Annotated in this window: 21 protein-coding genes and 3 pseudogenes; 19 read left to right on the forward strand and 5 right to left on the reverse strand. The window is 70.6% G+C overall.

Annotated elements, in window-relative coordinates:
- Positions 1–205: 205 nt before the first annotated feature.
- The 15 genes from pgsA to ACFZCP_RS15205 all read left to right on the forward strand — a co-directional run bounded on the left by pgsA (position 206) and on the right by ACFZCP_RS15205 (position 15,743).
- Positions 206–934, forward strand: a complete 729-nt coding sequence (gene pgsA, locus ACFZCP_RS15135; protein ID WP_362686734.1) for a phosphatidylinositol phosphate synthase — start codon at positions 206–208, stop codon at positions 932–934.
- Positions 931–1,839 (forward strand): phosphatidylinositol mannoside acyltransferase, encoded by a 909-nt coding sequence (locus ACFZCP_RS15140; protein ID WP_362686737.1) that lies wholly within the window; start codon positions 931–933, stop codon positions 1,837–1,839. The genes pgsA and ACFZCP_RS15140 overlap by 4 nt, the downstream gene beginning before the upstream one ends.
- Positions 1,836–2,996, forward strand: a complete 1,161-nt coding sequence (locus tag ACFZCP_RS15145; RefSeq protein WP_391427454.1) for a glycosyltransferase — start codon at positions 1,836–1,838, stop codon at positions 2,994–2,996. The genes ACFZCP_RS15140 and ACFZCP_RS15145 overlap by 4 nt, the downstream gene beginning before the upstream one ends.
- A gap of 61 nt (positions 2,997–3,057) precedes the next feature.
- The gene (locus tag ACFZCP_RS15150; RefSeq protein ID WP_362686743.1) at positions 3,058–3,600 is read left to right on the forward strand and encodes a hypothetical protein; all 543 of its coding nucleotides are present in this window, start codon (positions 3,058–3,060) and stop codon (positions 3,598–3,600) included.
- Positions 3,601–3,736: 136 nt separating this feature from the next.
- Entirely contained in the window at positions 3,737–4,642 is a 906-nt protein-coding gene (gene pdxS, locus ACFZCP_RS15155) for a pyridoxal 5'-phosphate synthase lyase subunit PdxS (protein ID WP_391427457.1), read from the forward strand.
- A gap of 13 nt (positions 4,643–4,655) precedes the next feature.
- Positions 4,656–5,261, forward strand: a complete 606-nt coding sequence (gene pdxT, locus ACFZCP_RS15160; RefSeq protein WP_391427459.1) for a pyridoxal 5'-phosphate synthase glutaminase subunit PdxT — start codon at positions 4,656–4,658, stop codon at positions 5,259–5,261.
- 49 nt (positions 5,262–5,310) lie between these two features.
- Positions 5,311–6,063: a YebC/PmpR family DNA-binding transcriptional regulator gene (locus ACFZCP_RS15165; RefSeq protein ID WP_391427461.1), complete on the forward strand. Its 753-nt coding sequence runs from the start codon at positions 5,311–5,313 to the stop codon at positions 6,061–6,063.
- Positions 6,064–6,286: 223 nt separating this feature from the next.
- Positions 6,287–6,826 (forward strand): crossover junction endodeoxyribonuclease RuvC, encoded by a 540-nt coding sequence (gene ruvC / locus ACFZCP_RS15170; RefSeq protein WP_362686754.1) that lies wholly within the window; start codon positions 6,287–6,289, stop codon positions 6,824–6,826.
- The gene (ruvA, locus tag ACFZCP_RS15175; RefSeq protein WP_362686756.1) at positions 6,823–7,431 is read left to right on the forward strand and encodes a Holliday junction branch migration protein RuvA; all 609 of its coding nucleotides are present in this window, start codon (positions 6,823–6,825) and stop codon (positions 7,429–7,431) included. The genes ruvC and ruvA overlap by 4 nt, the downstream gene beginning before the upstream one ends.
- A 29-nt stretch (positions 7,432–7,460) precedes the next feature.
- Positions 7,461–8,555, forward strand: a complete 1,095-nt coding sequence (ruvB, locus tag ACFZCP_RS15180; protein ID WP_391427464.1) for a Holliday junction branch migration DNA helicase RuvB — start codon at positions 7,461–7,463, stop codon at positions 8,553–8,555.
- A 175-nt stretch (positions 8,556–8,730) separates the two neighbouring features.
- Complete coding sequence (gene yajC / locus ACFZCP_RS15185) at positions 8,731–9,234, forward strand: preprotein translocase subunit YajC (RefSeq protein WP_362686761.1); 504 nt, start codon at positions 8,731–8,733, stop codon at positions 9,232–9,234.
- Between the two features lie 141 nt (positions 9,235–9,375).
- Positions 9,376–11,160 carry a protein translocase subunit SecD gene (gene secD / locus ACFZCP_RS15190; protein WP_391427466.1) on the forward strand — a complete coding sequence of 595 codons (1,785 nt, stop codon included), beginning with the start codon at positions 9,376–9,378 and terminating at the stop codon, positions 11,158–11,160.
- A 3-nt stretch (positions 11,161–11,163) separates the two neighbouring features.
- Entirely contained in the window at positions 11,164–12,270 is a 1,107-nt protein-coding gene (secF, locus tag ACFZCP_RS15195) for a protein translocase subunit SecF (protein ID WP_391427468.1), read from the forward strand.
- A complete protein-coding gene (locus ACFZCP_RS15200; RefSeq protein ID WP_362686768.1) occupies positions 12,267–12,806 on the forward strand; it encodes an adenine phosphoribosyltransferase in 540 nt (179 codons plus the stop codon). The genes secF and ACFZCP_RS15200 overlap by 4 nt, the downstream gene beginning before the upstream one ends.
- A 387-nt stretch (positions 12,807–13,193) precedes the next feature.
- Positions 13,194–15,743, forward strand: coding sequence for a RelA/SpoT family protein (locus ACFZCP_RS15205; RefSeq protein ID WP_391427471.1), 2,550 nt, complete (start codon positions 13,194–13,196; stop codon positions 15,741–15,743).
- Positions 15,744–16,018: 275 nt separating this feature from the next.
- Here ACFZCP_RS15205 and ACFZCP_RS15210 read toward each other — a convergent pair whose 3' ends face one another.
- Together ACFZCP_RS15210 and ACFZCP_RS15215 are read right to left on the reverse strand one after the other, a co-directional pair.
- The gene (locus ACFZCP_RS15210; protein ID WP_391427473.1) at positions 16,019–17,248 is read right to left on the reverse strand and encodes a DUF349 domain-containing protein; all 1,230 of its coding nucleotides are present in this window, start codon (positions 17,246–17,248) and stop codon (positions 16,019–16,021) included.
- A 154-nt stretch (positions 17,249–17,402) separates the two neighbouring features.
- Positions 17,403–18,245, reverse strand: a complete 843-nt coding sequence (locus tag ACFZCP_RS15215; protein ID WP_391427476.1) for a peptidylprolyl isomerase — start codon at positions 18,243–18,245, stop codon at positions 17,403–17,405.
- A 179-nt stretch (positions 18,246–18,424) separates the two neighbouring features.
- On the opposite strand from ACFZCP_RS15215, the gene ACFZCP_RS15220 reads away from it, so the two are divergent.
- Both ACFZCP_RS15220 and hisS read left to right on the forward strand, forming a co-directional pair.
- Complete coding sequence (locus ACFZCP_RS15220) at positions 18,425–19,132, forward strand: MBL fold metallo-hydrolase (RefSeq protein ID WP_391427478.1); 708 nt, start codon at positions 18,425–18,427, stop codon at positions 19,130–19,132.
- Positions 19,133–19,144: 12 nt separating this feature from the next.
- Positions 19,145–20,407: a histidine--tRNA ligase gene (gene hisS / locus ACFZCP_RS15225; RefSeq protein WP_391427480.1), complete on the forward strand. Its 1,263-nt coding sequence runs from the start codon at positions 19,145–19,147 to the stop codon at positions 20,405–20,407.
- 205 nt (positions 20,408–20,612) lie between these two features.
- Here the strand turns inward: hisS and ACFZCP_RS15230 are convergent.
- The 3 pseudogenes from ACFZCP_RS15230 to ACFZCP_RS15240 all read right to left on the reverse strand — a co-directional run bounded on the left by ACFZCP_RS15230 (position 20,613) and on the right by ACFZCP_RS15240 (position 23,285).
- A pseudogene (locus ACFZCP_RS15230) lies at positions 20,613–21,585 on the reverse strand (LuxR C-terminal-related transcriptional regulator).
- Positions 21,582–22,423, reverse strand: a pseudogene (locus ACFZCP_RS15235) (ABC transporter permease). The pseudogenes ACFZCP_RS15230 and ACFZCP_RS15235 overlap by 4 nt, the downstream one beginning before the upstream one ends.
- Positions 22,420–23,285 (reverse strand): annotated as a pseudogene (locus ACFZCP_RS15240) (ABC transporter ATP-binding protein). The pseudogenes ACFZCP_RS15235 and ACFZCP_RS15240 overlap by 4 nt, the downstream one beginning before the upstream one ends.
- Positions 23,286–23,431: 146 nt before the next feature.
- Between ACFZCP_RS15240 and ACFZCP_RS15245 the strand changes: the two are divergent.
- Entirely contained in the window at positions 23,432–24,088 is a 657-nt protein-coding gene (locus ACFZCP_RS15245) for a vitamin K epoxide reductase family protein (RefSeq protein WP_362686793.1), read from the forward strand.
- Positions 24,089–24,165: 77 nt separating this feature from the next.
- On the forward strand, positions 24,166–25,521 hold the full coding sequence (locus tag ACFZCP_RS15250; RefSeq protein WP_391427483.1) for an AAA family ATPase: 1,356 nt from the start codon (positions 24,166–24,168) through the stop codon (positions 25,519–25,521).
- Positions 25,522–25,642: the final 121 nt, after the last annotated feature.

Here is a 25,642-nt window from a genome sequence, read left to right on the forward strand (position 1 = left end):
GGTCACTGTGGGCGCGGACACGCGGCACCGCGTGCACTGGCGGCTCCTGCGACGCCCGCGGTCCTTCGAGCTTTCCACTCCCGTCACGTTGCGTCCATACGACGGACGCCGATCGCGCCCCGCGCGCCCCGCGCGCGCGGGTGAGCACCGGATCGCGGCACGGCAGCGGGTGCCCGCCCGTCACGCACACGCACGCCTGGCTACGATGGGCCAGCCGGAGGCCACCAGGGCCGCGGCGACACCGACCGTCGGGAAGGCCATGCTGAACAAGTACGCGCGTGCATTCTTCACGCGTGTCCTCACACCGTTCGCCGCGTTTCTCATCCGGCGGGGGGTCAGCCCCGACACGGTCACGCTCATCGGCACGGCCGGTGTGGTCGCGGGCGCGCTGGTCTTCTACCCCCGGGGCGAGTTCTTCTGGGGCACGGTCGTGATCACCCTGTTCGTCTTCTCCGACCTGGTCGACGGAAACATGGCACGCCAGCTGGGCCGCTCCAGCCGCTGGGGCGCCTTCCTGGACTCCACCCTGGACCGGGTCGCCGACGGCGCGATCTTCGGCGGCTTCGCGCTCTGGTACGCGGGCAACGGCGACAACAACGCCCTGTGCGCCGTCTCGATCTTCTGCCTGGCCAGCGGCCAGGTGGTGTCCTACACCAAGGCACGCGGCGAGTCGATCGGACTGCCGGTCGCCGTCAACGGGCTCGTCGAACGCGCGGAGCGCCTGGTCATCTCGCTGGTCGCGGCCGGTCTCGCGGGTCTGCACGCATTCGGTGTCCCGGGCATCCAGTGGCTGCTGCCGGTCGCCCTGTGGATCGTCGCCGTGGGCAGCCTCGTCACGCTGGTCCAGCGGGTCGTCACCGTCCGCCGCGAGTCCGCCGAGGCCGAGGCGGCGGCGCAGCACAACCCGTCGCAGGGGAGCGAGGCGGCGAAGTGAGCACCGCCGAACGGCTCACCGACGGCCTGTACGGCCTCGGCTGGAGCACCGTCAAGAAGCTTCCCGAACCCGTTGCGGTCCGCCTCGGGCGGACCATCGCCGACCTCGCCTGGAAGCAGCGCGGCAAGGGCGTGCAGCGCCTGGAGACGAACTACGCGCGCGTGGTGCCCGACGCCACTGCCGAGCGCCTCGCCGAACTCTCCCGCGCGGGCATGCGCTCGTACCTGCGCTACTGGATGGAGTCCTTCCGGCTGCCCGCCTGGAGCACCGAGCGCATCAGGACGGGCTTCGAGTGCAAGGACGTGCACCACCTGACCGACGGGATCGCCTCCCCCCGGGGCCTGATCCTCGCGCTGCCGCACATGGCCAACTACGACCTGGCCGGCGCCTGGGTCACCACCAAGCTGGAGACACCGTTCACGACGGTCGCCGAGCGCCTGAAGCCCGAGACGCTCTACGACCGCTTCGTCGCCTACCGCGAGGGCCTCGGCATGGAGGTCCTGCCGCACAGCGGCGGCTCCGCCTTCGGCACCCTGGCCCGGCGGCTGCGCGAAGGCGGCCTGGTCTGCCTGGTCGCCGACCGCGACCTGTCCGCCTCCGGCATCGAGGTCGACTTCTTCGGCGAGCGGACCCGGATGCCCGCGGGCCCGGCGCTCCTCGCCCAGCAGACCGGTGCCCAGTTGCTGCCCGTCACGCTCTGGTACGACGACTCGCCCGTCATGCAGGGACAGGTCCATCCCCCGGTCGAGGTGCCGCAGGCGGGTACGAAGGCCGAGAAGACGTCCGTCATGACACAGGCGCTGGCCGACGCCTTCGCCACCGGGATCGCCGACCACCCGGAGGACTGGCACATGCTCCAGCGGCTGTGGCTCGCCGACCTCGACCCCGCGAAGGGACCCTCGTGAGAATCGGGATCGTCTGCCCGTACTCCTGGGACGTGCCCGGTGGCGTCCAGTTCCACATCCGCGACCTCGCCGAGTACTTCATCCGCCTGGGCCACGAGGTCTCGGTGCTCGCCCCCGCCGACGACGACACCCCGCTGCCGCCGTACGTCGTGTCGGCCGGCCGCGCGGTCCCGGTGCCGTACAACGGCTCGGTGGCCCGTCTGAACTTCGGCTTCCTGTCGGCCGCCCGGGTGCGGCGCTGGCTGCACGACGGCGCCTTCGACGTGGTCCACATCCACGAGCCCACGTCCCCGTCGCTCGGCCTGCTGACCTGCTGGGCGGCGCAGGGCCCGATCGTGGCCACCTTCCACACCTCCAACCCGCGCTCGCGCGCGATGATCGCCGCGTACGCCATCCTCCAGGCCGCGCTGGAGAAGATCAGCGCGCGGATCGCGGTCAGCGAGTACGCCCGCCGCACCCTGGTCGAGCACCTCGGCGGTGACGCGGTGGTCATCCCCAACGGCGTCGACGTCGACTTCTTCGCCGAGGCCGAGCCCAAGGCCGAGTGGCAGGGCGACACGATCGGCTTCATCGGCCGGATCGACGAGCCCCGCAAGGGCCTGCCGGTCCTGATGAAGGCACTGCCGAAGATCTTCGCCGCCCGGCCGCAGGCCCGTCTGCTGGTCGCCGGGCGCGGCGACGAGGAGGCGGCCGTCGAGAACCTGCCCGAGGAGCTGCGCTCCCGCGTCCGGTTCCTCGGCATGATCAGCGACGAGGACAAGGCGCGCTTCCTGCGCAGCGTCGACCTGTACGTGGCGCCCAACACCGGCGGTGAGAGCTTCGGCATCATCCTCGTCGAGGCCATGTCGGCAGGCGCCCCCGTCCTCGCCTCCGACCTGGACGCCTTCGTCCAGGTCCTCGACCAGGGCGCGGCCGGCGAGGTCTTCGCCAACGAGGACGCCGACGCGCTGGGCGAGGCGGCCGTACGGCTGCTGGCCGACCCGGCCCGGCGGGCCGAACTGCGGGAGAGGGGAAGCGCCCACGTGCGGCGCTTCGACTGGTCGACGGTCGGCGCGGACATCCTGTCGGTGTACGAGACGGTGACGACCGGTACGGCCGCGGTGGCCACGGACGAGCGGACGGGCCTCAGGGCGCGGTTCGGACTGGCGCGGGACTGAGACGCACCCGGCGCCGCCCGCGGCTTCGGGCCGGGCCGGGGCACCCCGATAGCCTTCGCCCGTGACCGCAACCCTCATCTGGATCCTTGTCGCGCTCGTCGCCGTCGGTCTGTACCTGAGCTGGACGGCCGGACGGCTGGACCGGCTGCACGTGCGGATGGACGCGGCGCGGGCCGCTCTCGACGCGCAGCTGCTGCGGCGGGCCTCCGTGACGCAGGAACTGGCGACCTCGGGCGTCCTGGACCCGGCCGCCTCGATCGTGCTCTACGAGGCCGCGCACGCCGCCCGGCAGGCCGAGGAGGAGCAGCGGGAGGTGGCGGAGAGCGAGCTGAGCCAGGCGCTGCGCGCGGTCTTCGAGAACGCGCTGCAGGTCGAGGCCGTACGGGAAGCCCCCGGCGGCGAGGCGGCGGCCAGTGAGCTGGCCGAGGCGGTCCGCAGGGTGCCGATGGCCCGCCGCTTCCACAACGACGCCGTGGGGGCCGCCCGCAGGCTCCGGGAGCACCGCAAGGTGCGCTGGTTCCGGCTGGCCGGCCACGCCCCGTTCCCGCTGGCCTTCGAGATGGACGACGAGCCGCCGGCGGCCCTGGTGGAGCGGGTCTCCTGAGGCAGACGCGGCGGGTCTCCTGAACCCCCGGTGGACCAAAAGGATCCACCGGGTTTCCATTGGCCCTTGCTGTGGCCTGGTCCACTCGCGTTTCCTCTGGATGCAGAAACCCTCTTTCCCATCAGTGAGGTCACCCGTGTCCACCATCGAGAACCAGGCCCCCGAGACCGGCACCGCGCGCGTGAAGCGTGGCATGGCGGAGCAGCTCAAGGGCGGCGTGATCATGGACGTCGTCACGCCGGAGCAGGCGAAGATCGCCGAGGACGCGGGCGCCGTCGCCGTCATGGCGCTGGAGCGGGTCCCGGCCGACATCCGCAAGGACGGCGGCGTGGCCCGCATGTCCGACCCGGACATGATCGAGGGCATCATCAACGCCGTGTCCATCCCGGTCATGGCCAAGTCCCGGATCGGCCACTTCGTCGAGGCCCAGGTGCTGCAGTCCCTCGGCGTCGACTACATCGACGAGTCCGAGGTCCTCACCCCCGCCGACGAGGTCAACCACTCCGACAAGTGGTCCTTCACCACCCCCTTCGTCTGTGGTGCCACCAACCTGGGCGAGGCCCTGCGCCGCATCGCCGAGGGCGCCGCGATGATCCGCTCCAAGGGCGAGGCCGGCACCGGCAACGTCGTCGAGGCCGTGCGCCACCTGCGCCAGATCAAGAACGAGATCGCCCGGCTGCGTGGCTTCGACAACCACGAGCTGTACGCCGCCGCCAAGGAGCTGCGCGCCCCGTACGAGCTGGTCAAGGAGGTCGCCGAGCTGGGCAAGCTTCCGGTGGTCCTCTTCTCCGCCGGTGGCGTCGCGACCCCGGCCGACGCGGCCCTGATGCGCCAGCTCGGCGCCGAGGGCGTCTTCGTGGGCTCCGGCATCTTCAAGTCCGGCGACCCGGCCAAGCGCGCCGCCGCCATCGTGAAGGCCACCACCTTCTACGACGACCCGAAGATCATCGCGGACGCCTCCCGCGACCTCGGCGAGGCCATGGTCGGCATCAACTGCGACACCCTCCCCGAGGCCGAGCGCTACGCGAACCGCGGCTGGTAAGGCACCGACACCCATGAACACCCCCGTCATAGGCGTCCTGGCTCTCCAGGGCGACGTACGGGAGCACCTCATCGCCCTGGCCGCGGCGGACGCCGTGGCCAGGCCGGTGCGGCGCCCCGAGGAACTCGCCGAGGTCGACGGCCTCGTCCTGCCCGGCGGCGAGTCCACCACCATCTCCAAGCTGGCCGTCCTCTTCGGAGTGATGGAACCCCTCCGCGCGCGCGTGCGCGACGGCATGCCCGTCTACGGCACCTGCGCGGGCATGATCATGCTCGCCGACAAGATCCTCGACCCGCGCTCGGGCCAGGAGACCATCGGCGGCATCGACATGATCGTGCGCCGCAACGCCTTCGGGCGGCAGAACGAGTCGTTCGAGGCGGCGGTCGACGTCGAGGGAGTCGCGGGCGATCCTGTAGAGGGCGTCTTCATCCGCGCCCCCTGGGTCGAGTCCGTCGGGGCCCAGGCCGAGGTGCTCGCCGAGCACGAGGGCCACATCGTCGCGGTCCGCCAGGGCAACGCGCTCGCCACGTCGTTCCACCCGGAACTGACCGGCGACCACCGCGTGCACTCCCTGTTCGTCGACATGGTGCGCGCCAACCGGACACCGGAGTCCTTGTAGGATCTCCGGAGTTCGTTGCAGAGATGGGTTACGCGAAGGAGACAGGCAGATGTCCGGCCACTCTAAATGGGCTACGACGAAGCACAAGAAGGCCGTGATCGACGCCAAGCGCGGCAAGCTCTTCGCGAAGCTGATCAAGAACATCGAGGTCGCGGCGCGCATGGGCGGCGTCGACGTCGAGGGCAACCCGACTCTCTACGACGCCATCCAGAAGGCGAAGAAGCAGTCGGTCCCGAACAAGAACATCGACTCCGCGGTCAAGCGCGGCGGCGGCCTCGAGGCCGGCGGTGCCGACTACGAGACGATCATGTACGAGGGCTACGGCCCGAACGGTGTCGCGGTGCTCATCGAGTGCCTCACCGACAACCGCAACCGCGCCGCCTCCGACGTGCGCGTCGCCATGACCCGCAACGGCGGCAACATGGCCGACCCGGGCTCCGTGTCGTACATGTTCAGCCGCAAGGGTGTCGTCATCGTTCCCAAGGGCGAGCTGTCCGAGGACGACGTCCTCGGTGCCGTCCTGGACGCGGGCGCCGAGGAGGTCAACGACCTCGGCGAGACCTTCGAGGTCATCAGCGAGGCCACCGACCTGGTCGCGGTCCGCACCGCCCTCCAGGGGGCCGGCATCGACTACGACTCCGCCGACTCCAGCTTCGTGCCGTCCGTCCAGGTCGAGCTGGACGAGGACGGCGCCAGGAAGATCTTCAAGCTGATCGACGCGCTGGAGGACAGCGACGACGTGCAGAACGTCTTCGCCAACTTCGACGTCAGCGACGAGGTCATGGAGAAGGTCGACGCCTAGGCACTGCCGCGGGCACAGCAGATTCTCCGGCGGGCCGGTGGGACACGTCCCACCGGCCCGCCGTCGTTGTCGGTGGCAGCGGTTAGCCTGGCGTCATCCGGAGATCGCCGTCGACGGACCGCAACCATCCGTCGGGGAACGACGGTGCCCGGCCAGGTCCGCGGGAGCGGCGGCGGTCCAGCCGAAGGGGCGGCGGTTCAGCCGCGAGGAGGGGAGGGGCGCGGTGCGCGTACTGGGGGTGGACCCCGGACTGACACGATGCGGCATCGGCGTCGTCGAGGGGATCGCCGGCCGGCCGCTCACCATGCTCGGCGTCGGGGTCGTACGGACCCCTGTGGACGCCGAGCTGAGCCTGCGCCTGCTCGCCGCCGAAGAGGGCATCGAGGAGTGGCTGGACGAGCACCGGCCCGAGATCGTCGCCGTGGAGCGTGTCTTCAGCCAGCACAACGTACGCACGGTCATGGGAACCGCCCAGGTCAGCGCCGTCGCCATGCTGTGCGCGGCCCGGCGCGGCATCCCGGTCGCCCTGCATACCCCCAGTGAGGTCAAGGCTGCCGTCACCGGCAGCGGCCGCGCGGACAAGGCCCAGGTCGGCGCCATGGTCACCCGGCTGCTCCGGCTCGCCGCGCCGCCCAGGCCGGCCGACGCCGCCGACGCCCTCGCACTCGCCATCTGTCACATCTGGCGCGCACCCGCCCAGAACCGGCTCCAGCAGGCCGTCGCCCTGCACACCGCCCACGCAACGAAAGGCCGCACGGCATGATCGCCTTCGTCAGCGGACCGGTCGCCGCCCTCGCCCCCGACGCAGCCGTCGTCGAGGTCGGCGGCGTCGGCATGACCGTCCAGTGCACACCGAACACGCTGTCGACGCTCCGCATCGGCCAGCCCGCCAGGCTGCACACCTCCCTGGTCGTACGCGAGGACTCCCTCACCCTGTACGGCTTCGCCGACGACGACGAGCGCCAGGTCTTCGAGCTGCTCCAGACCGCGAGCGGAGTCGGTCCGCGGCTGGCCCAGGCGATGCTCGCCGTGCATACCCCGGACGCACTGCGCCGTGCCGTCACCACCGCTGACGAGAAGGCCCTCACCGCCGTCCCCGGCATCGGCAAGAAGGGCGCGCAGAAGCTGCTGCTGGAGCTGAAGGACCGGCTCGGCGCGCCCACCGGCGCGGCCCGGGCGACCGGCGCCCCGGTGAACCAGGGCTGGCGCGACCAGCTGCACACGGCCCTCGTAGGCCTCGGCTACGCACCCCGCGAGGCGGACGAGGCCGTCGTCGCCGTCGCCCCCCAGGCCGAGGCGGCGGGCGGCACGCCGCAGGTGGGCCCGCTGCTGAAGGCCGCCCTGCAGACCCTCAACCGCGCCCGCTGACCTGCGCCCCCCCCGCTAGGAGATCTTGAGTGAACTGGGACGACACGACCGACACCTCCGCCGAGGACCGGCTCGTCGGCCCCGCCGAGGAGCGGCTGGTGGGCCCCGTCGCCGACCGCGAGGACCAGGCCGTCGAGGCCGCACTGCGGCCCAAGGACCTCGGCGAGTTCATCGGACAGGAAAAGGTCCGCGAACAGCTCGACCTCGTTCTGCGTGCCGCACGCGCGCGGGGCGCGACCGCTGACCACGTGCTGCTCTCCGGCGCGCCCGGCCTCGGCAAGACCACCCTGTCGATGATCATCGCCGCCGAGATGGGCGCCCCGATCCGCATCACCTCGGGCCCGGCCATCCAGCACGCCGGGGACCTCGCCGCGATCCTCTCCTCCCTCCAGGAGGGCGAGGTCCTCTTCCTGGACGAGATCCACCGCATGTCCCGGCCCGCCGAGGAGATGCTGTACATGGCCATGGAGGACTTCCGCGTCGACGTGATCGTCGGCAAGGGCCCCGGCGCCACTGCCATCCCCCTGGAGCTGCCCCCGTTCACCCTGGTCGGCGCCACCACGCGCGCCGGCCTGCTGCCGCCCCCGCTGCGCGACCGCTTCGGCTTCACCGGACACATGGAGTTCTACGAGCCCACCGAGCTGGAGCGGGTCGTGCACCGCTCGGCGAGCCTGCTCGACGTCGAGATCGAGCCCGCCGGTGCCGCCGAGATCGCCGGCCGCTCCCGCGGCACGCCCCGCATCGCCAACCGTCTGCTGCGCCGTGTGCGCGACTATGCGCAGGTCAAGGCGGACGGCTTCATCACCCGGGAGATCGCCGCGGCGGCCCTCGCGGTCTACGAGGTTGACGCGCGCGGCCTCGACCGTCTGGACCGGGCCGTGCTGGAGGCGCTGCTGAAACTCTTCGGCGGCGGCCCGGTCGGCCTGTCCACGCTCGCCGTCGCGGTCGGGGAGGAGCGCGAGACCGTCGAGGAGGTGGCCGAGCCGTTCCTGGTGCGGGAGGGCCTGCTCGCCCGTACCCCGCGCGGCCGGGTCGCCACTCCCGCCGCATGGGCGCATCTCGGTCTGACCCCGCCGCGCACGTCAGCCGGGGGAACCGGACAACAGGACCTGTTCGGGGCGTGACGCCTCCGTGACGGCGAGGGCATTGGCGGGGGCAGGAACCCAGGTGCCATGCTGAGCGTTGTTCCATGCACGCGGACTCGCTTAGACTCCGCCGATGCCGCCCTTGCGGGCGGCGCCGACAACCCCCATCCAACAGGCCGCTCACCGCGCGGTCGCGCGAAGGAAATTCCGTCCCGTGAATGCCTTTACCCTTCTCCCCTTCATCGTGCTCATCGCGGCCATGTTCCTGATGACACGCTCGGCCAAGAAGAAGCAGCAGCAGGCCGCCTCCATGCGGAACGAGATGCAGCCCGGATCCGGTGTCCGCACCATCGGGGGGATGTACGCGACGGTCAAGGAGGTCAATGAGGACACGGTCCTCCTCGACGCCGGACCGGGCGTCGACCTTCTCTTCGCCAAGAACGCGATCGGCGCCGTCCTCACCGACGACGAGTACAACCGCATCGTCCACGGCATCGAACACGACCTGAAGTCCGACGCCGCCATCGTCCCGGACGACGCCTCCTCCCTCACCGAGCCCGACGCCGCCGACGAGCCTGCTGCCGCCGCCTCAGACGACAAGGCCGTCGACCTCGGTAAGAAGGACGCCGACGAGGACAAGACCGACGCGGCCGAGGCCGCCGAGGCCAAGGCGGACGAAGAGCCGAAGAAGACCGACGGCGACTCCGACGCGAAGTAGTCACGTCCCGGGGTGTGCGGCGCGACCCGATCGCGCCCCGCGCACCCCGGACGCGTCTGTTTCCCGCACGGGAGCCCGACACCATGTCATGGCCGACCGCGCCGACCGGGCGCGGGGCGGCCCGAGAGGGAGTACGAGAAGGTGGCAGCACCTAAGAAGGGCCGGAGCGCGAGCGCCCAGAGCAAGCCAGGGCGCTCGCTGGCCCTGATCCTGATCGCCATCGTGGCGCTCACCGGAGGCATGTTCCTCTCCGGGAACACCACTCCGCGTCTCGGCATCGACCTCGCCGGTGGTACGAGCATCACGCTCAAGGCGAAGGCCGATCAGGGGTCCGCGATCAACAAGGCCAACATGGACACCGCGGTCGACATCATGAACCGCCGTGTCAACGGCCTGGGCGTCTCCGAGGCGGAGGTGCAGACCCAGGGGGCCGACCACATCATCGTGAACATCCCCAAGGGCACCAACTCCAAGGAAGCCCAGCAGCAGGTCGGCACCACCGCCAAGCTGTACTTCCGCCCGGTCCTCGCCAGCGAGCCCAGCGGCGCCGCCGCGCCGAGCCCCTCGCCGAGCGCCTCCTCCAGCGGGAGCAGCTCGCCGAGCCCGTCGAGCAGCGACTCCGGCAAGCAGAAGGCCTCCTCGTCCTCCTCCGCGTCCCCGACGGCCACCGCCACCTCGCAGGGCCGCGCGGTCACCGACGCACTGAAGGCCGACGCCACGCCGTCGTCCTCCGCGTCGCCGAGCGCCTCCTCCAGCGGGGGCAGCTCGCCGAGCCCGTCGGCCTCGCCCTCCGGCGCCAGTGCGGACGCCGCCAAGCTCCAGGCCCAGTACGCCACCCTGAACTGCACCAAGCCCGCCGAGCGCGCCAAGGCCGGCACGAGTGCCAAGCCCGGCGAGCCCACCGTGGCCTGCGGTCAGGTCGACAAGACCTGGTACAAGTACATCCTCGGCCCGGCCGGCGTGGACGGCACCGAGGTGAAGAAGGCCCAGGCGGTCTTCGACACCCAGGGTGCCTCCGGCTGGCAGGTCCAGATGACCTTCACCTCCACCGGATCGAAGAAGTTCTCGGACATCACCGGCCAGCTGGCCAAGAACCAGTCCCCGCAGAACGAGTTCGGCATCGTCCTGGACGGTCAGGTCGTCTCCAGCCCGTTCGTGCAGTCGGCCATCTCGGGCGGCCAGGCGGAGATCTCCGGCCACTTCACGCAGCAGGAGGCGCAGAGCCTCGCCAACATGCTGTCCTACGGTGCCCTCCCGCTGTCCTTCAAGGAGGACACCGTCACCACGGTGACCGCCGCGCTCGGCGGTGAGCAGCTGCGCGCAGGTCTGCTCGCCGGCGCCATCGGCCTCGCCCTGGTCGTGATCTACCTGGTCGTCTACTACCGCGGTCTGTCGCTCGTGGCCATGGCGTCCCTGCTGGTCTCCGCGATCCTCACCTACGTGATCATGGCTCTGCTCGGCCCGGCCATCCACTTCGCGCTGAACCTGCCGGCCGTCTGCGGCGCCATCGTGGCCATCGGTATCACCGCGGACTCGTTCATCGTGTACTTCGAACGTATAAGGGACGAGATCCGCGAGGGCCGCTCGCTGCGCCCCGCCGTCGAGCGGGCCTGGCCGCGCGCCCGGCGCACCATCCTGGTCTCCGACTTCGTGTCGTTCCTCGCCGCCGCCGTCCTGTTCATCGTGAGCGTCGGCAAGGTCCAGGGCTTCGCGTTCACGCTCGGCCTGACCACCGTGCTCGACGTGGTCGTCGTCTTCTTCTTCACCAAGCCGCTGATGACGCTGCTCGCGCGCCGCCCGTTCTTCGCCAACGGCCACAAGTGGTCCGGACTCGACCCCAAGGGCCTGGGCGCCAAGCCGCCGCTGCGCCGTACCCGCCGTCCCGCCGGTCCCGCCGCCGGCTCTGCCGACCCGAAGGAAGCGTGAGCGATGTCGAAACTCGGCAGCCTCGGCGCCCGACTGCACCGTGGTGAGATCAGCTACGACTTCGTCGGCAAGCGCAAGATCTGGTACGGCATCTCGATCCTGATCACCATCACGGCCATCGTCGGCCTGGCGGTGCGCGGCCTGAACATGGGCATCGAGTTCCAGGGCGGCGCGGTCTTCACGACGCCGACCCACATGAGCACCTCCGTGGCCCAGGCCGAGGGGTACGCCAAGGACGCCTCGGGCCACGAGGCGGTCGTGCAGAAGCTCGGCAACGGCAGCCTGCGCATCCAGATCGCCGGCATCGACACCGACAAGTCCGACCAGATCAAGCAGACGCTGGCCAAGGACCTGAACCTCAACCCGGAGAAGCTCGCCGCGGACCTGGTCGGCCCGAGCTGGGGCGAGCAGATCGCCAGCAAGGCCTGGGAGGGCCTGGCGATCTTCATGGTGCTCGTGGTGATCTACCTGGCGATCGCCTTCGAGTGGCGCATGGCCATCGCGGCGCTCGTCGCGCTGATCCACGACATCACCATTACGACCGGTATCTACGCCCTCGTCGGCTTCGAGGTCACACCCGGTACGGTCATCGGTCTGCTGACGATCCTCGGTTACTCGCTCTACGACACGGTCGTCGTCTTCGACAGCCTCAAGGAGCAGACGAAGGACATCACCAAGCAGACCCGCTTCACCTACAGCGACATCGCCAACCTGTCGATCAACGGCACCCTGGTCCGTTCCATCAACACCACGGTCGTCGCCCTGCTGCCGGTGGCCGGCCTGCTGTTCATCGGCGGCGGCTTCCTCGGCGCCGGCACGCTGAACGACATCTCGCTGTCGCTGTTCGTCGGCCTCGCCGCCGGTGCGTACTCCTCGATCTTCATCGCCACGCCGCTCGTCGCCGACCTCAAGGAGCGCGAGCCGGCGATGAAGGCGCTCCGCAAGCGGGTCCTGGCCAAGCGCGCCCAGGCCGGCACCGAGGAGGACCTCGTGGAGGCGCGGTCCGCCGAGGGCGAGCCCGAGGACGCCGCTCCCGCCGTGGTGGGTCCGCGCAACCAGCCCGCCTCGCGCAGCCGGGGCCGCGGCCGACCCTCGGGGAAGCGCCGATGACCGACGTCGAGGAGCTGCTGCTCAGCCGCATCCGTGACGTGGCCGACTACCCGGAGCCGGGCGTGATGTTCAAGGACATCACTCCGCTCCTGGCGGACCCGGCGGCCTTCACCGCCCTCACCGACGCGCTGGCCGAGATCGCCGCCGTCACCGGTGCGACCAAGGTCGTCGGCCTGGAGGCCCGTGGCTTCATCCTGGGCGCCCCGGTCGCGGTCCGGGCGGGCCTCGGGTTCATACCGGTCCGCAAGGCGGGCAAGCTGCCGGGGGCGACCCTGCGGCAGGCGTACGACCTGGAGTACGGCTCGGCCGAGATCGAGGTGCATGCGGAGGATCTCTCCTCCGGGGACCGTGTGCTGATCGTGGACGACGTCCTGGCCACCGGTGGCACCGCCGAGGCGGCGATCCAGCTCATCCAGCGGGCCGGCGCGGAGGTCTCGGGCCTCGCCGTCCTCATGGAGCTGGGCTTCCTGGGCGGGCGCGGGCGGCTGGAGCCGGCCCTGAGCGGGGCTCCGCTGGAGGCGTTGCTCCGGATCTGAGCCTGGGGCGGAATGCGGCCGTTGGCGGACCGAGCGACCTCGGATTCGCCATCGGCCGCTTCGTGTTTCCCACTCGCACCGCCCGTGCAGCTTTCGTCGTCACCTGCGGGTGGCCCCCGCGGGGCGGCTCCACCGTCGGCGTCCGCGCCCCCGTAGGAGGCCCTGGCGCTCAGGGGCCGCCTTCGCCGGAAGTTCGCCCTCGCCCGAAACCTTGCGGTCACCCCCGGAACACCCTGGTGACGCCCCCTGGAATCCCCCGGCAGTCCCTCGTGTTTCAGCGGTAGACGGTTCTCGCTGCCGCCTGGAGGCGATGACGGGGCGCAGGATCGATACCATGGGGTCTCCGGAGCCTGACCGGGGGACCCGGATCGCGCACGAGGAGTCCTCTTGCCAGACGAGGCCCAGCCACTGACCGCCGCCAAGCCCGAGCCCGGCTCGGCGCCCGCGGCGAAGCCCGCGCCGAACGCCTCCCACGCGAGGAACGACAACCGCGGGACGGTCGAGCATGCCCAGTCCGCGCCCGTCGAGAAGGCCGCGGAGGCTGCGCGTCCCAAACCGTCCCCCGCTCTCGGCTCCTCCCGCGCGGGGGGACCCCCCGCGCCCGTGCGCCCCGCCGCCGGCCAGCCTTCCCGCACCGGTTCCTCCAACCGCGTGCGCGCCCGCCTGGCCCGTCTCGGCGTCCAGCGCGCGAACCCGTACAACCCCGTGCTGGAGCCGTTGCTGCGGATAGTCCGCAGCAACGACCCGAAGATCGAGAACTCGACGCTCCGGCAGATCGAGCGCGCCTACCAGGTCGCCGAGCGCTGGCACCGAGGCCAGAAGCGCAAGAGCGGCGACCCGTACATCACGCATCCCCTCGCCGTCACCACCATCCTCGCCGAGCTGGGCATGGATCCGGCCACCCTGATGGCCGGGCTGCTGCACGACACCGTCGAGGACACCGAGTACGGCCTGGACGACCTGCGCCGCGACTTCGGCGACGTCGTCGCCCTCCTCGTGGACGGCGTCACCAAGCTGGACAAGGTCAAGTTCGGCGAGGCCGCGCAGGCCGAGACCGTGCGCAAGATGGTCGTGGCGATGGCGAAGGACCCGCGCGTCCTCGTCATCAAGCTCGCCGACCGCCTGCACAACATGCGCACCATGCGCTACCTCAAGCGCGAGAAGCAGGAGAAGAAGGCGCGCGAGACCCTGGAGATCTACGCGCCCCTCGCCCACCGCCTGGGCATGAACACCATCAAGTGGGAGCTGGAGGACCTCGCGTTCGCGATCCTCTACCCCAAGATGTACGACGAGATCGTGCGGCTGGTCGCCGAACGGGCGCCCAAGCGGGACGAGTACCTCGCCATAGTGACCGACGAGGTCCAGGCCGACCTGCGGGCCGCCCGGATCAAGGCGACGGTCACCGGGCGTCCGAAGCACTACTACAGCGTCTACCAGAAGATGATCGTCCGCGGTCGCGACTTCGCGGAGATCTACGACCTGGTGGGCATCCGCGTCCTCGTCGACACCGTGCGCGACTGCTACGCCGCCCTCGGCACCGTGCACGCGCGATGGAACCCGGTCCCCGGCCGGTTCAAGGACTACATCGCGATGCCGAAGTTCAACATGTACCAGTCGCTGCACACGACGGTCATCGGGCCCAACGGCAAGCCGGTCGAACTGCAGATCCGCACCTTCGACATGCACCGGCGCGCGGAATACGGCATCGCCGCGCACTGGAAGTACAAGCAGGAGGCCGTCGCCGGCGCCTCCAAGGTCCGCACGGACGTGCCCAAGGCCTCCGGCAAGGACAAGGACGCCATCAACGACATGGCGTGGCTGCGGCAGTTGCTCGACTGGCAGAAGGAGACCGAGGACCCCAGCGAGTTCCTGGAGTCCCTGCGCTTCGACCTCTCCCGCAACGAGGTCTTCGTCTTCACACCCAAGGGCGACGTCATCGCGCTCCCCGCCGGTGCCACGCCCGTCGACTTCGCGTACGCCGTCCACACCGAGGTGGGCCACCGCACCATAGGAGCGCGGGTCAACGGCAGGCTCGTACCGCTCGAATCCACCCTGGACAACGGCGATCTGGTGGAGGTCTTCACCTCCAAGGCGGCGGGCGCGGGTCCGTCCCGCGACTGGCTCGGTTTCGTCAAGTCGCCGCGTGCCCGCAACAAGATCCGGGCCTGGTTCTCCAAGGAGCGCCGCGACGAGGCGATCGAGCAGGGCAAGGACGCCATCGTCCGCGCCATGCGCAAGCAGAACCTGCCGATCCAGCGCATCCTCACCGGCGACTCGCTCGTCACCCTCGCCCACGAGATGCGGTACTCGGACATCTCCGCGCTCTACGCGGCGATCGGCGAGGGACATGTCTCCGCGCCGAACATCGTGCAGAAGCTCGTCCAGGCGCTCGGCGGCGAGGAGGCCGCCGCGGAGGACATCGACGAGGCCGTCCCGCCCACGCGCACCCGCGGGCGCAAGCGCCGTTCCAGCGCCGACCCCGGCGTGGTGGTCAAGGGCGTCGACGACGTGTGGGTCAAGCTGGCCCGCTGCTGTACGCCCGTGCCGGGCGACCCGATCATCGGCTTCGTCACGCGCGGTAGCGGTGTATCGGTTCACCGTAGCGACTGCGTCAACGTGGAGTCACTGTCCCGGGAGCCGGAGCGGATCCTGGACGTCGAGTGGGCGCCCACCCAGTCCTCGGTCTTCCTGGTCGCCATCCAGGTCGAGGCGCTGGACCGCTCCCGCCTCCTGTCGGACGTCACCCGCGTGCTCTCCGACCAGCACGTCAACATCCTCTCCGCGGCCGTCCAGACCTCCCGCGACCGGGTGGCCACCTCCCGCTTCACCTTCGAGATGGGCGACCCGAAGCACCTCGGTCACGTCCTGAAGGCCGTCCGGGGCGTGGAGGGCGTGTACGACGTCTACCGGGTGACCTCGGCGCGCAGCAGGTCGTAGGAACCCGGCCGGCCGGCCACACACGCGCGGCCGGCCGGCCGTGGACGCCTGACACGGCCGGACGTCGACCGTCGACTCCCGACCCCGGCCGGGCGTGGACGTGCAAGGCGGCCGGCCGTGGACACGTCGATGCCGAAGAAGATGACCTGAACCTGTACGCCGAAGCCCCCCGGGGCCTGCCGTACGCGGAGGTCAAAGGGACCAGGATCCAGTACGCGGACGCCGAAGGGCCCCGTACGCCATGTACGGGGCCCTTCGGCCAGGTGAGCGGGGGATCAGCCGCCGAACTCCTGCAGACCCTTCAGAGCCTGGTCCAGGAGCGCCTGGCGGCCCTCCAGCTCACGCTGGAGCTTGTCGGCCTTGGCGTTGTTGCCCTGGGCGCGCGCCTGCTCGATCTGCGCCTTCAGCTTGTCCACGGCGGCCTGCAGCTGACCGGTCAGACCCTCGGCACGCGCGCGTGCCTCCGGGTTCGTCCGGCGCCACTCGGCCTCCTCGGCCTCCTGGAGGGCCCGCTCGACCGCGTGCATGCGGCCCTCGACCTTCGGACGCGCGTCCCGCGGGACGTGACCGATGGCCTCCCAGCGCTCGTTGATCGAACGGAAGGCTGCCCGGGAGCCCTTGAGATCCGTGATCGGCAGGAGCTTCTCGGCCTCCTCGGCCAGCTCCTCCTTGAGCTTCAGGTTCTCCGCCTGCTCGGCGTCCCGCTCGGCGAAGACCGAGCTGCGGGCCGCGAAGAACACGTCCTGGGCCCCGCGGAAGCGGTTCCACAGGTCGTCCTCGTGCTCGCGCTGCGCGCGGCCCGCGGCCTTCCAGTCCGCCATCAGCTCGCGGTAGCGGGCCGCCGTGGGGCCCCAGTCCGTCGAGCCGGACAGCGACTCGGCCTCGGCGACCAGCCGCTCCTTGATCTTGCGGGCGTCCTCGCGCTGCGCGTCCAGCTGCGCGAAGTGCGCCTTGCGGCGCTTGGAGAACGCCGACCGGGCGTGCGAGAAGCGGTGCCACAGCTCGTCGTCGGACTTGCGGTCCAGACGCGGCAGTCCCTTCCAGGTGTCCACCAGGGACCGCAGCCGCTCGCCGGCGGCTCGCCACTGGTCGGACTGCGCCAGCTGTTCGGCCTCGACGACCAGGTCCTCCTTGGCCTTGCGGGCCTCGTCGGACTGCTTCGCGCGCTGTGCCTTGCGCTCCTCGCGCCGGGCACCGACCGTCGCTACGAGCTTGTCGAGGCGGGTCCGCAGCGCCGCCAGGTCGCCGACCGCGTGGTGCGCGTCCACCTGCTCGCGCAGATGGTCGATCGCGGTCTGGGCGTCCTTCGCCGACAGGTCGGTGGTCTGCACTCGCTTCTCGAGGAGGCCGATCTCGACAACCAGGCCCTCGTACTTGCGCTCGAAGTAGGCCAGCGCCTCCTCAGGGGAGCCGGCCGCCCAGGATCCGACGACCTGCTCGCCGTCGGCCGTACGCACGTACACGGTCCCCGTCTCGTCGACGCGGCCCCACGGGTCGCTGCTCACAGCGCCTCCTCCACATGATGCCTGCGGCGGGCCTCAGCGCCCCCGGGCATCGTCCACAGTTTCGTCACGGCCAACATAGGCGACCAGCGGGTTGCCTGTCCGCATCCAGCGCGACCGAAATTCCGCAGTTGGCCGTCTTGAGCATTGCCGGGCGTCAGGACTTGGTGACCGTCGCCTTGTTGATCACCACCGTGGCGTTCGGGGCGCCGTCACCGGCACCCGTGTTCTCACCCGCGGCGGCAATCTTGCCGAGCACCTTCATGCCCGCCGCGTCGATCGTGCCGAACGGCGTGTAGTAGGGCGGCAGCGGGCTGTCCTTGTAGACCAGGAAGAACTGGCTGCCGCCGGTGTTACGGCCCTGCTTGGTCTGCGCGTTGTACGAGTTGGCCATCGCCACCGTGCCCGCCGGATACGAGTTGCCCTTCAGACTCGCGTCCTTGAGGTTCTCGTCCGGGAGCTTGTAGCCGGGGTCACCCATACCGGTGCCCTGCGGGTCGCCGCACTGCAGCACGTAGATGCCGTTCGTGGTCAGACGGTGGCACTTGGTGTGGTCGAAGAAGCCCTTGCCCGCGAGGAAGTCGAACGAGTTCACCGTGTGCGGCGCCGCCGACGCCTTCAGCGCGATGCCGATGTCACCGCACGTCGTCGCGAGCTTCATCGAGTACTTGGCCGACGTGTCGATCGACATCGCCGGCTCCTTCTTCCAGGTTTCCTTCTTGATCGCCCCCGCGGCAGGCTTCTGGCACGGGTCGGGCGCCTTGCTGCTCGGCGCGGCGCTCGGCGTGGCGCTGGAGCTCGCGCTGTTCTTCTTGTCGTCGCTGTTCTTGAGCACCCCGGTCGTGTACAGGGCGACACTGCCGATCACGACCACGCCGAGCACCGACGCGATCACGGAGTTGCGCATGCGCGCCTTGCGCCGCGCGCTGGTGCGCCGCTGCTGCTGCCGCAAGAACTTCTCCCGGGCGAGCTGACGCCGCCGCTGCTCCTGGCTGACCACCGGGTTCTCTCCTCATGCGTGTCGTGTGTCGACCGGTACACGTGCGTCCTGTGAGCCGACAGCCGCTTGTAGCCCCGTACCGTATATGGGTTCGCTGAGGAAACGGCAGCGCCGGTAGGCTCTGGGCCACGGGCCGACCGCCCGCAAGCCCTCCCGAATCGACACAACGAAGGACGATCGTGCTCATTGCCGGGTTCCCCGCCGGGGCCTGGGGGACGAACTGTTATCTCGTCGCCCCCGCCGCCGGTGAGGAGTGCGTGATCATCGACCCGGGCCATCAGGCCGCCCAGGGTGTCGAGGAAGCACTGAAGAAGCATCGGCTCAAGCCCGTCGCCGTCGTCCTCACCCATGGTCACATCGACCATGTGGCCTCGGTCGTCCCCGTGTGCGGCGCGCACGACGTACCGGCCTGGATCCACCCCGAGGACCGGTACATGATGAGCGACCCCGCAAAGGCGCTCGGCCTCTCCGTCGGCACGCCGCTGATGGGTGAGCTGACCGTGGGGGAGCCGGACGACGTCAAGGAGCTGACCGACGGCGCCGAGCTCTCGCTCGCCGGGCTGGAGTTCTCCGTCGCGCACGCGCCGGGCCATACCAGGGGGTCGGTGACCTTCGGCCTGCCCGAGGCGGCGGACATCCCGCCGATCCTGTTCTCGGGCGACCTGCTGTTCGCCGGCTCCATCGGACGCACCGACCTGCCCGGTGGCTCCATGGAGGACATGCTCGAATCGCTGGCCCGCGTGTGCCTGCCGCTCGACGACTCCACCGTGGTGCTGCCCGGTCACAACGAGCACACGACCATCGGCCAGGAGCGCGCCACCAACCCCTATCTGCGGCAGGTGGCGACCGGCCAGGGAGCCGTCCGGGCTCCCCGACGAGGAATGTGACGAGAGAGCTTCGTGAGTACCTTCCAGGCCCCCAAGGGCACCTACGACCTGATCCCGCCGGACTCCGCCAAGTACCTGGCGGTCCGCGAGGCGATCGCGGCCCCGCTGCGCAACTCCGGCTACGGCTACATCGAGACCCCCGGTTTCGAGAGCGTCGAACTGTTCGCACGCGGCGTCGGTGAGTCCACCGACATCGTGACCAAGGAGATGTACGCCTTCGAGACCAAGGGCGGCGACAAGCTGGCCCTGCGGCCCGAGGGCACGGCGTCCGTCCTGCGGGCGGCCCTGGAGGCCAACCTGCACAAGACGGGCAACCTCCCGGTCAAGCTCTGGTACTCCGGCTCGTACTACCGCTACGAGCGCCCCCAGAAGGGCCGCTACCGGCACTTCTCCCAGGTCGGTGCCGAGGCGATCGGCGCCGAGGACCCGGCGCTGGACGCCGAGCTGATCATCCTGGCCGACCAGGCGTACCGCTCCCTGGGGCTCAGCAACTTCCGCATCCTGCTGAACAGCCTGGGCGACAAGGAGTGCCGTCCGGTGTACCGGGCCGCCCTCCAGGACTTCCTGCGCGGCCTCGACCTCGACGAGGACACCCGGCGCCGCGCCGAGATCAACCCGCTGCGGGTGCTCGACGACAAGCGGGAGTCGGTCCAGCGGCAGCTGGGCGGCGCCCCGGTGCTGCGCGACTACCTGTGCGACGCCTGCAAGGCGTACCACGAGGAGGTCCGCGAGCTGATCACCGCGGCGGGCGTGGCCTTCGAGGACGACCCGAGGCTGGTGCGCGGTCTCGACTACTACACCCGCACCACCTTCGAGTTCGTGCACGACGGCCTGGGCTCGCAGTCCGCGGTGGGCGGCGGCGGCCGCTACGACGGCCTGTCGGAGATGATCGGCGGTCCCGCGCTGCCGTCGGTGGGCTGGGCGCTCGGTGTCGACCGCACGGTCCTCGCCCTGGAGGCCGAGGGTGTGGAGCTGGGCATCCCGGCCGCGACCAGCGTCTATGCGGTGCCGCTGGGCGAGGAGGCCCGCCGGGTGCTGTTCGGGAAGGTCACCGAGCTGCGCAAGGCCGGTGTCGCCGCCGACTTCTCCTACGGCGGCAAGGGCCTGAAGGGCGCGATGAAGAACGCCAACCGCAGCGGGGCCCGCTACGCGATCGTCGCCGGCGAGCGTGACCTCGCCGAGGGCGTCGTCCAGCTCAAGGACATGGAGTCCGGCGAGCAGACGGCGATCGGCGTGAACGAGATCGTGGCGGAGCTGGAGTCGCGGCTCGGCTAGCCGCAGAGGCCCGGCCCGGTGACGGAGCCGCGTCCCGGTCGGTCGCAGAGGCCCGGGGCGGCCACTCGGTCGCGGCCGGCCGGCCACAGCAAGCCGCACGAAGGGCGCCGGACTTCTCCGGCGCCCTTCTCAGTGGTCGACTCCCCGCGGCCTCAGTGACCGAGTCTCAGCGGCCGGGGCTCAGTGCTCTCAGTGGCCGTGACGCTCAGTGGTCGAGCAGTCCGTGTCGCAGGGCGCTGGTGACGGCCGCGGTACGGTCGTCCACGCCGAGCTTCCCGAAGATCCGCAGCAGGTGGGTCTTCACCGTCGACTCGCCGATGAACAGGCGCCGTCCGATCTCCGCGTTGGTGCAGCCGTCCGCCACCAGGCGCAGGACCGCGGTCTCGCGGGCCGACAGACGGGGGAGTTCGGGGCGGGCGCGCAGCCCGGCAAGACCGTAGCCGCCGGACTGGGCGGCGGGGTCGAAGCCCCGGCCGTCGTCGTGCACGGTGACGGTCACCGTGTCGTCGGTGTAGGCGAGAGCCACGTGCACGGCCGCCGAACTCCCCGTGTGCCTGCGGGCGTTGGTCAGTGCCTCCTGGCAGGAGCGCAGGGTCACCACCTCGATGCCGGCCGGGAGCGTGCGCACCGGACCGGTCACGTCCAGCGGGGCCTCGTGCCGGGCGGCCAGCCGTGCCAGCGCGTCCGGCAGGGAGGCGCCCGCCAGATCGGCGGGTGCGCCGCCGGCCACCAGGGCCCGCGCCTCGGCGAGGTTGCGGCGGGCCGTCTCGTCCATCAGGGCCAGGTGGCGGCGGGCCTGTGGGAGGTCGGAGTCCAGTTCCGCCTCCACGGCCTGGACGAGCATCAGCAGGCTGGTGAAACCCTGCGCGAGCGTGTCGTGGATCTCTCTGGCCAGCCGTTCGCGTTCGGCGAGCGCGCCGTGCGCGGCCGACAGCCGGGAGATCTCGTGCCGGCTGGCGTCCAACTCGGCGATCAGCTCGGCCCGTTCCGGGCTCTGCTCGACAGGGCACCAGCGGCACCAGCAGCCCTGCCGCGGCGGCCCGGACCGGCAGGCCCGGGTGCGCCGCGTCGAGGACGAAGGCGAGCGTGCCCGTCCAGGCCACGGCGAAGTAGGCGTCCCAGTACCGGATCGTCCGGTCCCAGGCGTCCGCCTCCCGTGCCCGGCCCGGACCGCTCACCCCTCGCGCCGGTTCCACCGGAAGGTAAGCAGGCACAGGACCAATCCTCCGACGCACCAGGCTGCAAGCACCAGCGCGATCCGACCGAACTCCCAGCTGCCGGCCTGTTCCAGGACCCGCGCGGAGTCCGGCAGGAACACCCCGCGCAGCCCCTGGCACAGCCACTTGAGCGGGAACAGGGCACCGATGTCGAGCATCCAGCCGGGGAGGGTGCCGATGGAGATGTAGACCCCGGAGACGAACTGGAGCACCAGGAAGGGGAGGACGACGACGGAGCTGGCGCTCTTCGCCGATGTGGGCACCGAGCTGATCGCGATGCCGAGCAGTGCGCACGCGGTCAGGCCCAGCACGAAGATCCACGCGAAGTCGAACCAGCGCCCGGCGTCGGTCGGCAGGCGGACGTCGTAGAAGGCGGTGCCCACGAACAGCAGGATTGCCGTCTCCAGCACACCGGTGAACAGAACGAGCCATATCTTGCCCAGGAAGTAGGCCGCCGACGGCATCGGTGTGCCGCGCAGCCGCCGCAGCACCTTCTCGTCGCGTTCGACGGCGATGGAGATGCCCAGCGACTGGAAGCTCGTGGACATGATCCCGGAGGCCATCATGGCGGGCACGTACAGCTGCGAGCGCTCACGCCGCTGCCCCGGACGTCGTCGTGGAAGATCGAGGCGAACAGGAACAGGAACACCACCGGGAAGGAGAAGGTGAACACCACCTGCTCGCGCTGCCGGAAGAACTGCCTGATCTCCAGGCCGCCCCGCAGCAGTCCGAGCGTCCAGGCGCCGGGCAGGGATCCGGCGGACCCGCGGGCAGCCGTCCGTACGGCGGTCGTGGTCATCGTGCGGCCTCCTGGCCGGTCAGCCGGAGGTAGACGTCCTCCAGGGTGGGGCGGGTCACCGTCAGGCCCGGGATCTCGCCGTCGAAACGGCTCAGCAGGGCGGCGACGGTCCTCGTGGGGGTGTGGGTGTGCTCCACGCGCGTGGAGCCGTCGGGTTCGGTCCAGGTGACGGTGGCGCCGGTGCCGTACCGCTCGCGCAGCTCACCGGGCCCGCCCTCGGCGACCACCCGGCCTCGGGCGACGACCGCGAGCCGGCCCGCGAGTGCCTCGGCCTCCTCCAGGTAGTGCGTGGTCAGCAGGATCGTGGTGCCCTCGTCGGCGAGCAGCCGGATCAGGTCCCAGAACCGGTGCCGGGCGGCCGGGTCGAATCCGGTGGTCGGCTCGTCCAGGAGCAGCAGCTCGGGGCCGCCGATCACGCCGAGCGCCACGTCGAGGCGGCGCCGCCGGCCGCCGGAGAGGGTCTTGACCCGGCTGTTCGCCTTGGTCCCGAGCCCGACCAGGCCGATGACCTCCTCGGAGTCACGCGGCCGCGGGTAGTAGCGGGCGAAGTGCCGTACCGTCTCGCGGACCGTCAATTCGGCAGGCGCCGATTCGTCCTGCCAGACGATTCCCACACGGGACCTCCACGCGCGCGTGCCCGTCGCCGGGTCCGTCCCGAGGACCGAGATCTCGCCCGCGTCCCGCGACCGGTTGCCCTGGAGTATCTCGACGTGGTGCTCTTGCCCGCCCCGTTGGGTCCGAGCAGGCCGAACACCTCACCGCGCCGGATGCCGAGATCGATGCCGTCCACCGCGGTCACGTCCGCGTACTGCTTGCGCAGCCCCCGTACGTGCACCGCGAGTTCGTTCGCGTGTGCTGTCATGCCTTTGAGCATCGGCCGGAACCGAACGCTCCGTGACCATCGTGCGTACCTCCTTATGTCCATCGAACGGTGGACACAGAGGCGGGTGCGGCACAATGAACCCCTGCCGGAAGATGGTCCAACTCTCAAGTGACGGAATCGGCGTGATGAGCAAGACGACAGTCAAAGACGTCTCCACGGAGCCCGAGCCCGAGCGTGCGACCGAGGCGCCCCGCGCGGTGGGCGGCAGCCGGGCCTTCGCCCTGCTGCTGGTGATCACCGGCGCGGCCGGACTGCTCGCCGCCTGGGTCATCACGATCGACAAGTTCAAGATCCTCGAGGCCAAGGTCGCGGGCAAGACCTTCACGCCCGGTTGCAGCGTGAACCCGGTCGTGTCCTGCGGCAGCGTGATGGAGAGCAAGCAGGCGGCCGTCTTCGGGTTCCCGAACCCGATGCTCGGACTGGTCTGCTACGGCATCGTGATCTGTGTCGGCATGAGCCTGCTGGCCCGGGCGCGCTTCCCGCGCTGGTACTGGCTGACCTTCAACTTCGGCACCCTCTTCGGGGTCTGCTTCGTCACCTGGCTGCAGTTCGAGTCCCTGTACCGGATCAACGCCCTGTGCCTGTGGTGCTCGCTGGCCTGGGCCGCCACGATCACCATGTTCTGGTACGTCACCTCCTTCAACGTCCGCAACGACTTCCTTCCGTCCCCGCGCTGGCTGAAGTCCTTCCTGGGCGAGTTCACGTGGGTGCTGCCGGTCACGCACTGCGGCATCATCGCCATGCTGATCCTGACCCGCTGGGGCAGCCAGCTCTGGGCCTGATCGAGAAAACCCGGCCTGCTCCCGGGGCCGGCCCCGGACCGCACGGCGTTGTCAGTGCCGTGTCTTAGGGTTTCAGCGTGGAACCCGACCTCTTCACCGCCGCAGCAGAAGAACGCCAGGAGAAGGACCCGGCAGGCAGTCCCCTGGCGGTGCGGATGCGCCCGCGCACACTCGACGAGGTGGTGGGCCAGCAGCATCTCCTCAAACCCGGCTCACCCCTGCGCCGGCTGGTCGGCGAGGGCAGCGGCGGTCCCGCCGGACCATCCTCGGTGATCCTGTGGGGCCCGCCCGGCACGGGCAAGACGACCCTCGCCTACGTCGTCTCCAAGGCCACCGACAAGCGGTTCGTGGAACTGTCCGCCATCACCGCGGGCGTCAAGGAGGTCCGTGCGGTCATCGACGGCGCCCGCCGCGCCACCGGCGGCTTCGGTAAGGAGACCGTCCTCTTCCTGGACGAGATCCACCGCTTCAGCAAGGCCCAGCAGGACTCCCTCCTCCCGGCGGTCGAGAACCGCTGGGTGACCCTGATCGCGGCGACCACGGAGAACCCGTACTTCTCGGTGATCTCCCCGCTGCTCTCCCGCTCCCTGCTGCTCACGCTCGAACCCCTCACCGACGACGACGTCCGCGGGCTGCTGCGCCGCGCCCTCGCGGACGAGCGCGGCCTCAAGGGCGCCGTCGTGCTCCCCGAGGACACCGAGGAGCATCTGCTGCGCATCGCCGGCGGTGACGCCCGCCGCGCCCTGACGGCCCTGGAGGCCGCGGCCGGAGCCGCCCTCGACAAGGGCGAGCCGGAGATCGGCCTCCAGACCCTGGAGCAGACCGTCGACCGGGCCGCCGTGAAGTACGACCGCGACGGCGACCAGCACTACGACGTCGCCAGCGCCCTCATCAAGTCCATCCGTGGCTCCGACGTCGACGCCGCCCTGCACTACCTGGCCCGCATGATCGAGGCCGGTGAGGACCCCCGCTTCATCGCCCGCCGCCTGATGATCTCCGCCAGCGAGGACATCGGCCTGGCCGATCCGAACGCCCTGTCCATCGCGGTCGCGGCCGCCCAGGCCGTCGCCATGATCGGCTTCCCCGAGGCCGCCCTCACCCTCAGCCACGCCACCATCGCCCTGGCGCTGGCTCCCAAGTCCAACTCCGCGACGACGGCGATCGGCGCCGCGATGGAGGACGTGCGCAAGGGGCTCACGGGACCGGTCCCGCCGCACCTGCGCGACGGGCACTACAAGGGCGCCGCCAAGCTCGGCCACGCCCAGGGCTACGTGTACCCGCACGACCTGCCCGAGGGGATCGCCCAGCAGCAGTACGCCCCGGACGCCATCGAGGACCGCGAGTACTACACACCCACCCGCCACGGCGCGGAGGCGCGGTACGCGGACGCGGTGGAATGGACGAGAAAGCACCTCGGTCGCAGGCGGTCCTGACCGCCCTGTAGACTGCCGCGGAGTGCTGAGTCCCGTGTCCGGTCCCTCAAACGAGGAGCCGGCTCACCAGAGCGGGACATCCAGCCGGAGACCTGGTCCGCCAGGATCTCCAGGAGCGTCG

Source organism: Streptomyces sp. NPDC007971 (assembly GCF_042958635.1).
Taxonomy (GTDB): domain Bacteria; phylum Actinomycetota; class Actinomycetes; order Streptomycetales; family Streptomycetaceae; genus Streptomyces.

Bases quoted from the DNA above. Each gene is read 5' to 3' on its own strand.
- ACFZCP_RS15165 (WP_391427461.1), top strand. From the start codon at position 5,311: ATGTCCGGCCACTCTAAATGGGCTACGACGAAGCACAAGAAGGCCGTG.
- pdxT (WP_391427459.1), top strand. From the start codon at position 4,656: ATGAACACCCCCGTCATAGGCGTCCTGGCTCTCCAGGGCGACGTACGG.
- ACFZCP_RS15200 (WP_362686768.1), top strand. From the start codon at position 12,267: ATGACCGACGTCGAGGAGCTGCTGCTCAGCCGCATCCGTGACGTGGCC.
- pgsA (WP_362686734.1), top strand. From the start codon at position 206: ATGGGCCAGCCGGAGGCCACCAGGGCCGCGGCGACACCGACCGTCGGG.
- ruvA (WP_362686756.1), top strand. From the start codon at position 6,823: ATGATCGCCTTCGTCAGCGGACCGGTCGCCGCCCTCGCCCCCGACGCA.
- secF (WP_391427468.1), top strand. From the start codon at position 11,164: ATGTCGAAACTCGGCAGCCTCGGCGCCCGACTGCACCGTGGTGAGATC.
- ACFZCP_RS15245 (WP_362686793.1), top strand. From the start codon at position 23,432: ATGAGCAAGACGACAGTCAAAGACGTCTCCACGGAGCCCGAGCCCGAG.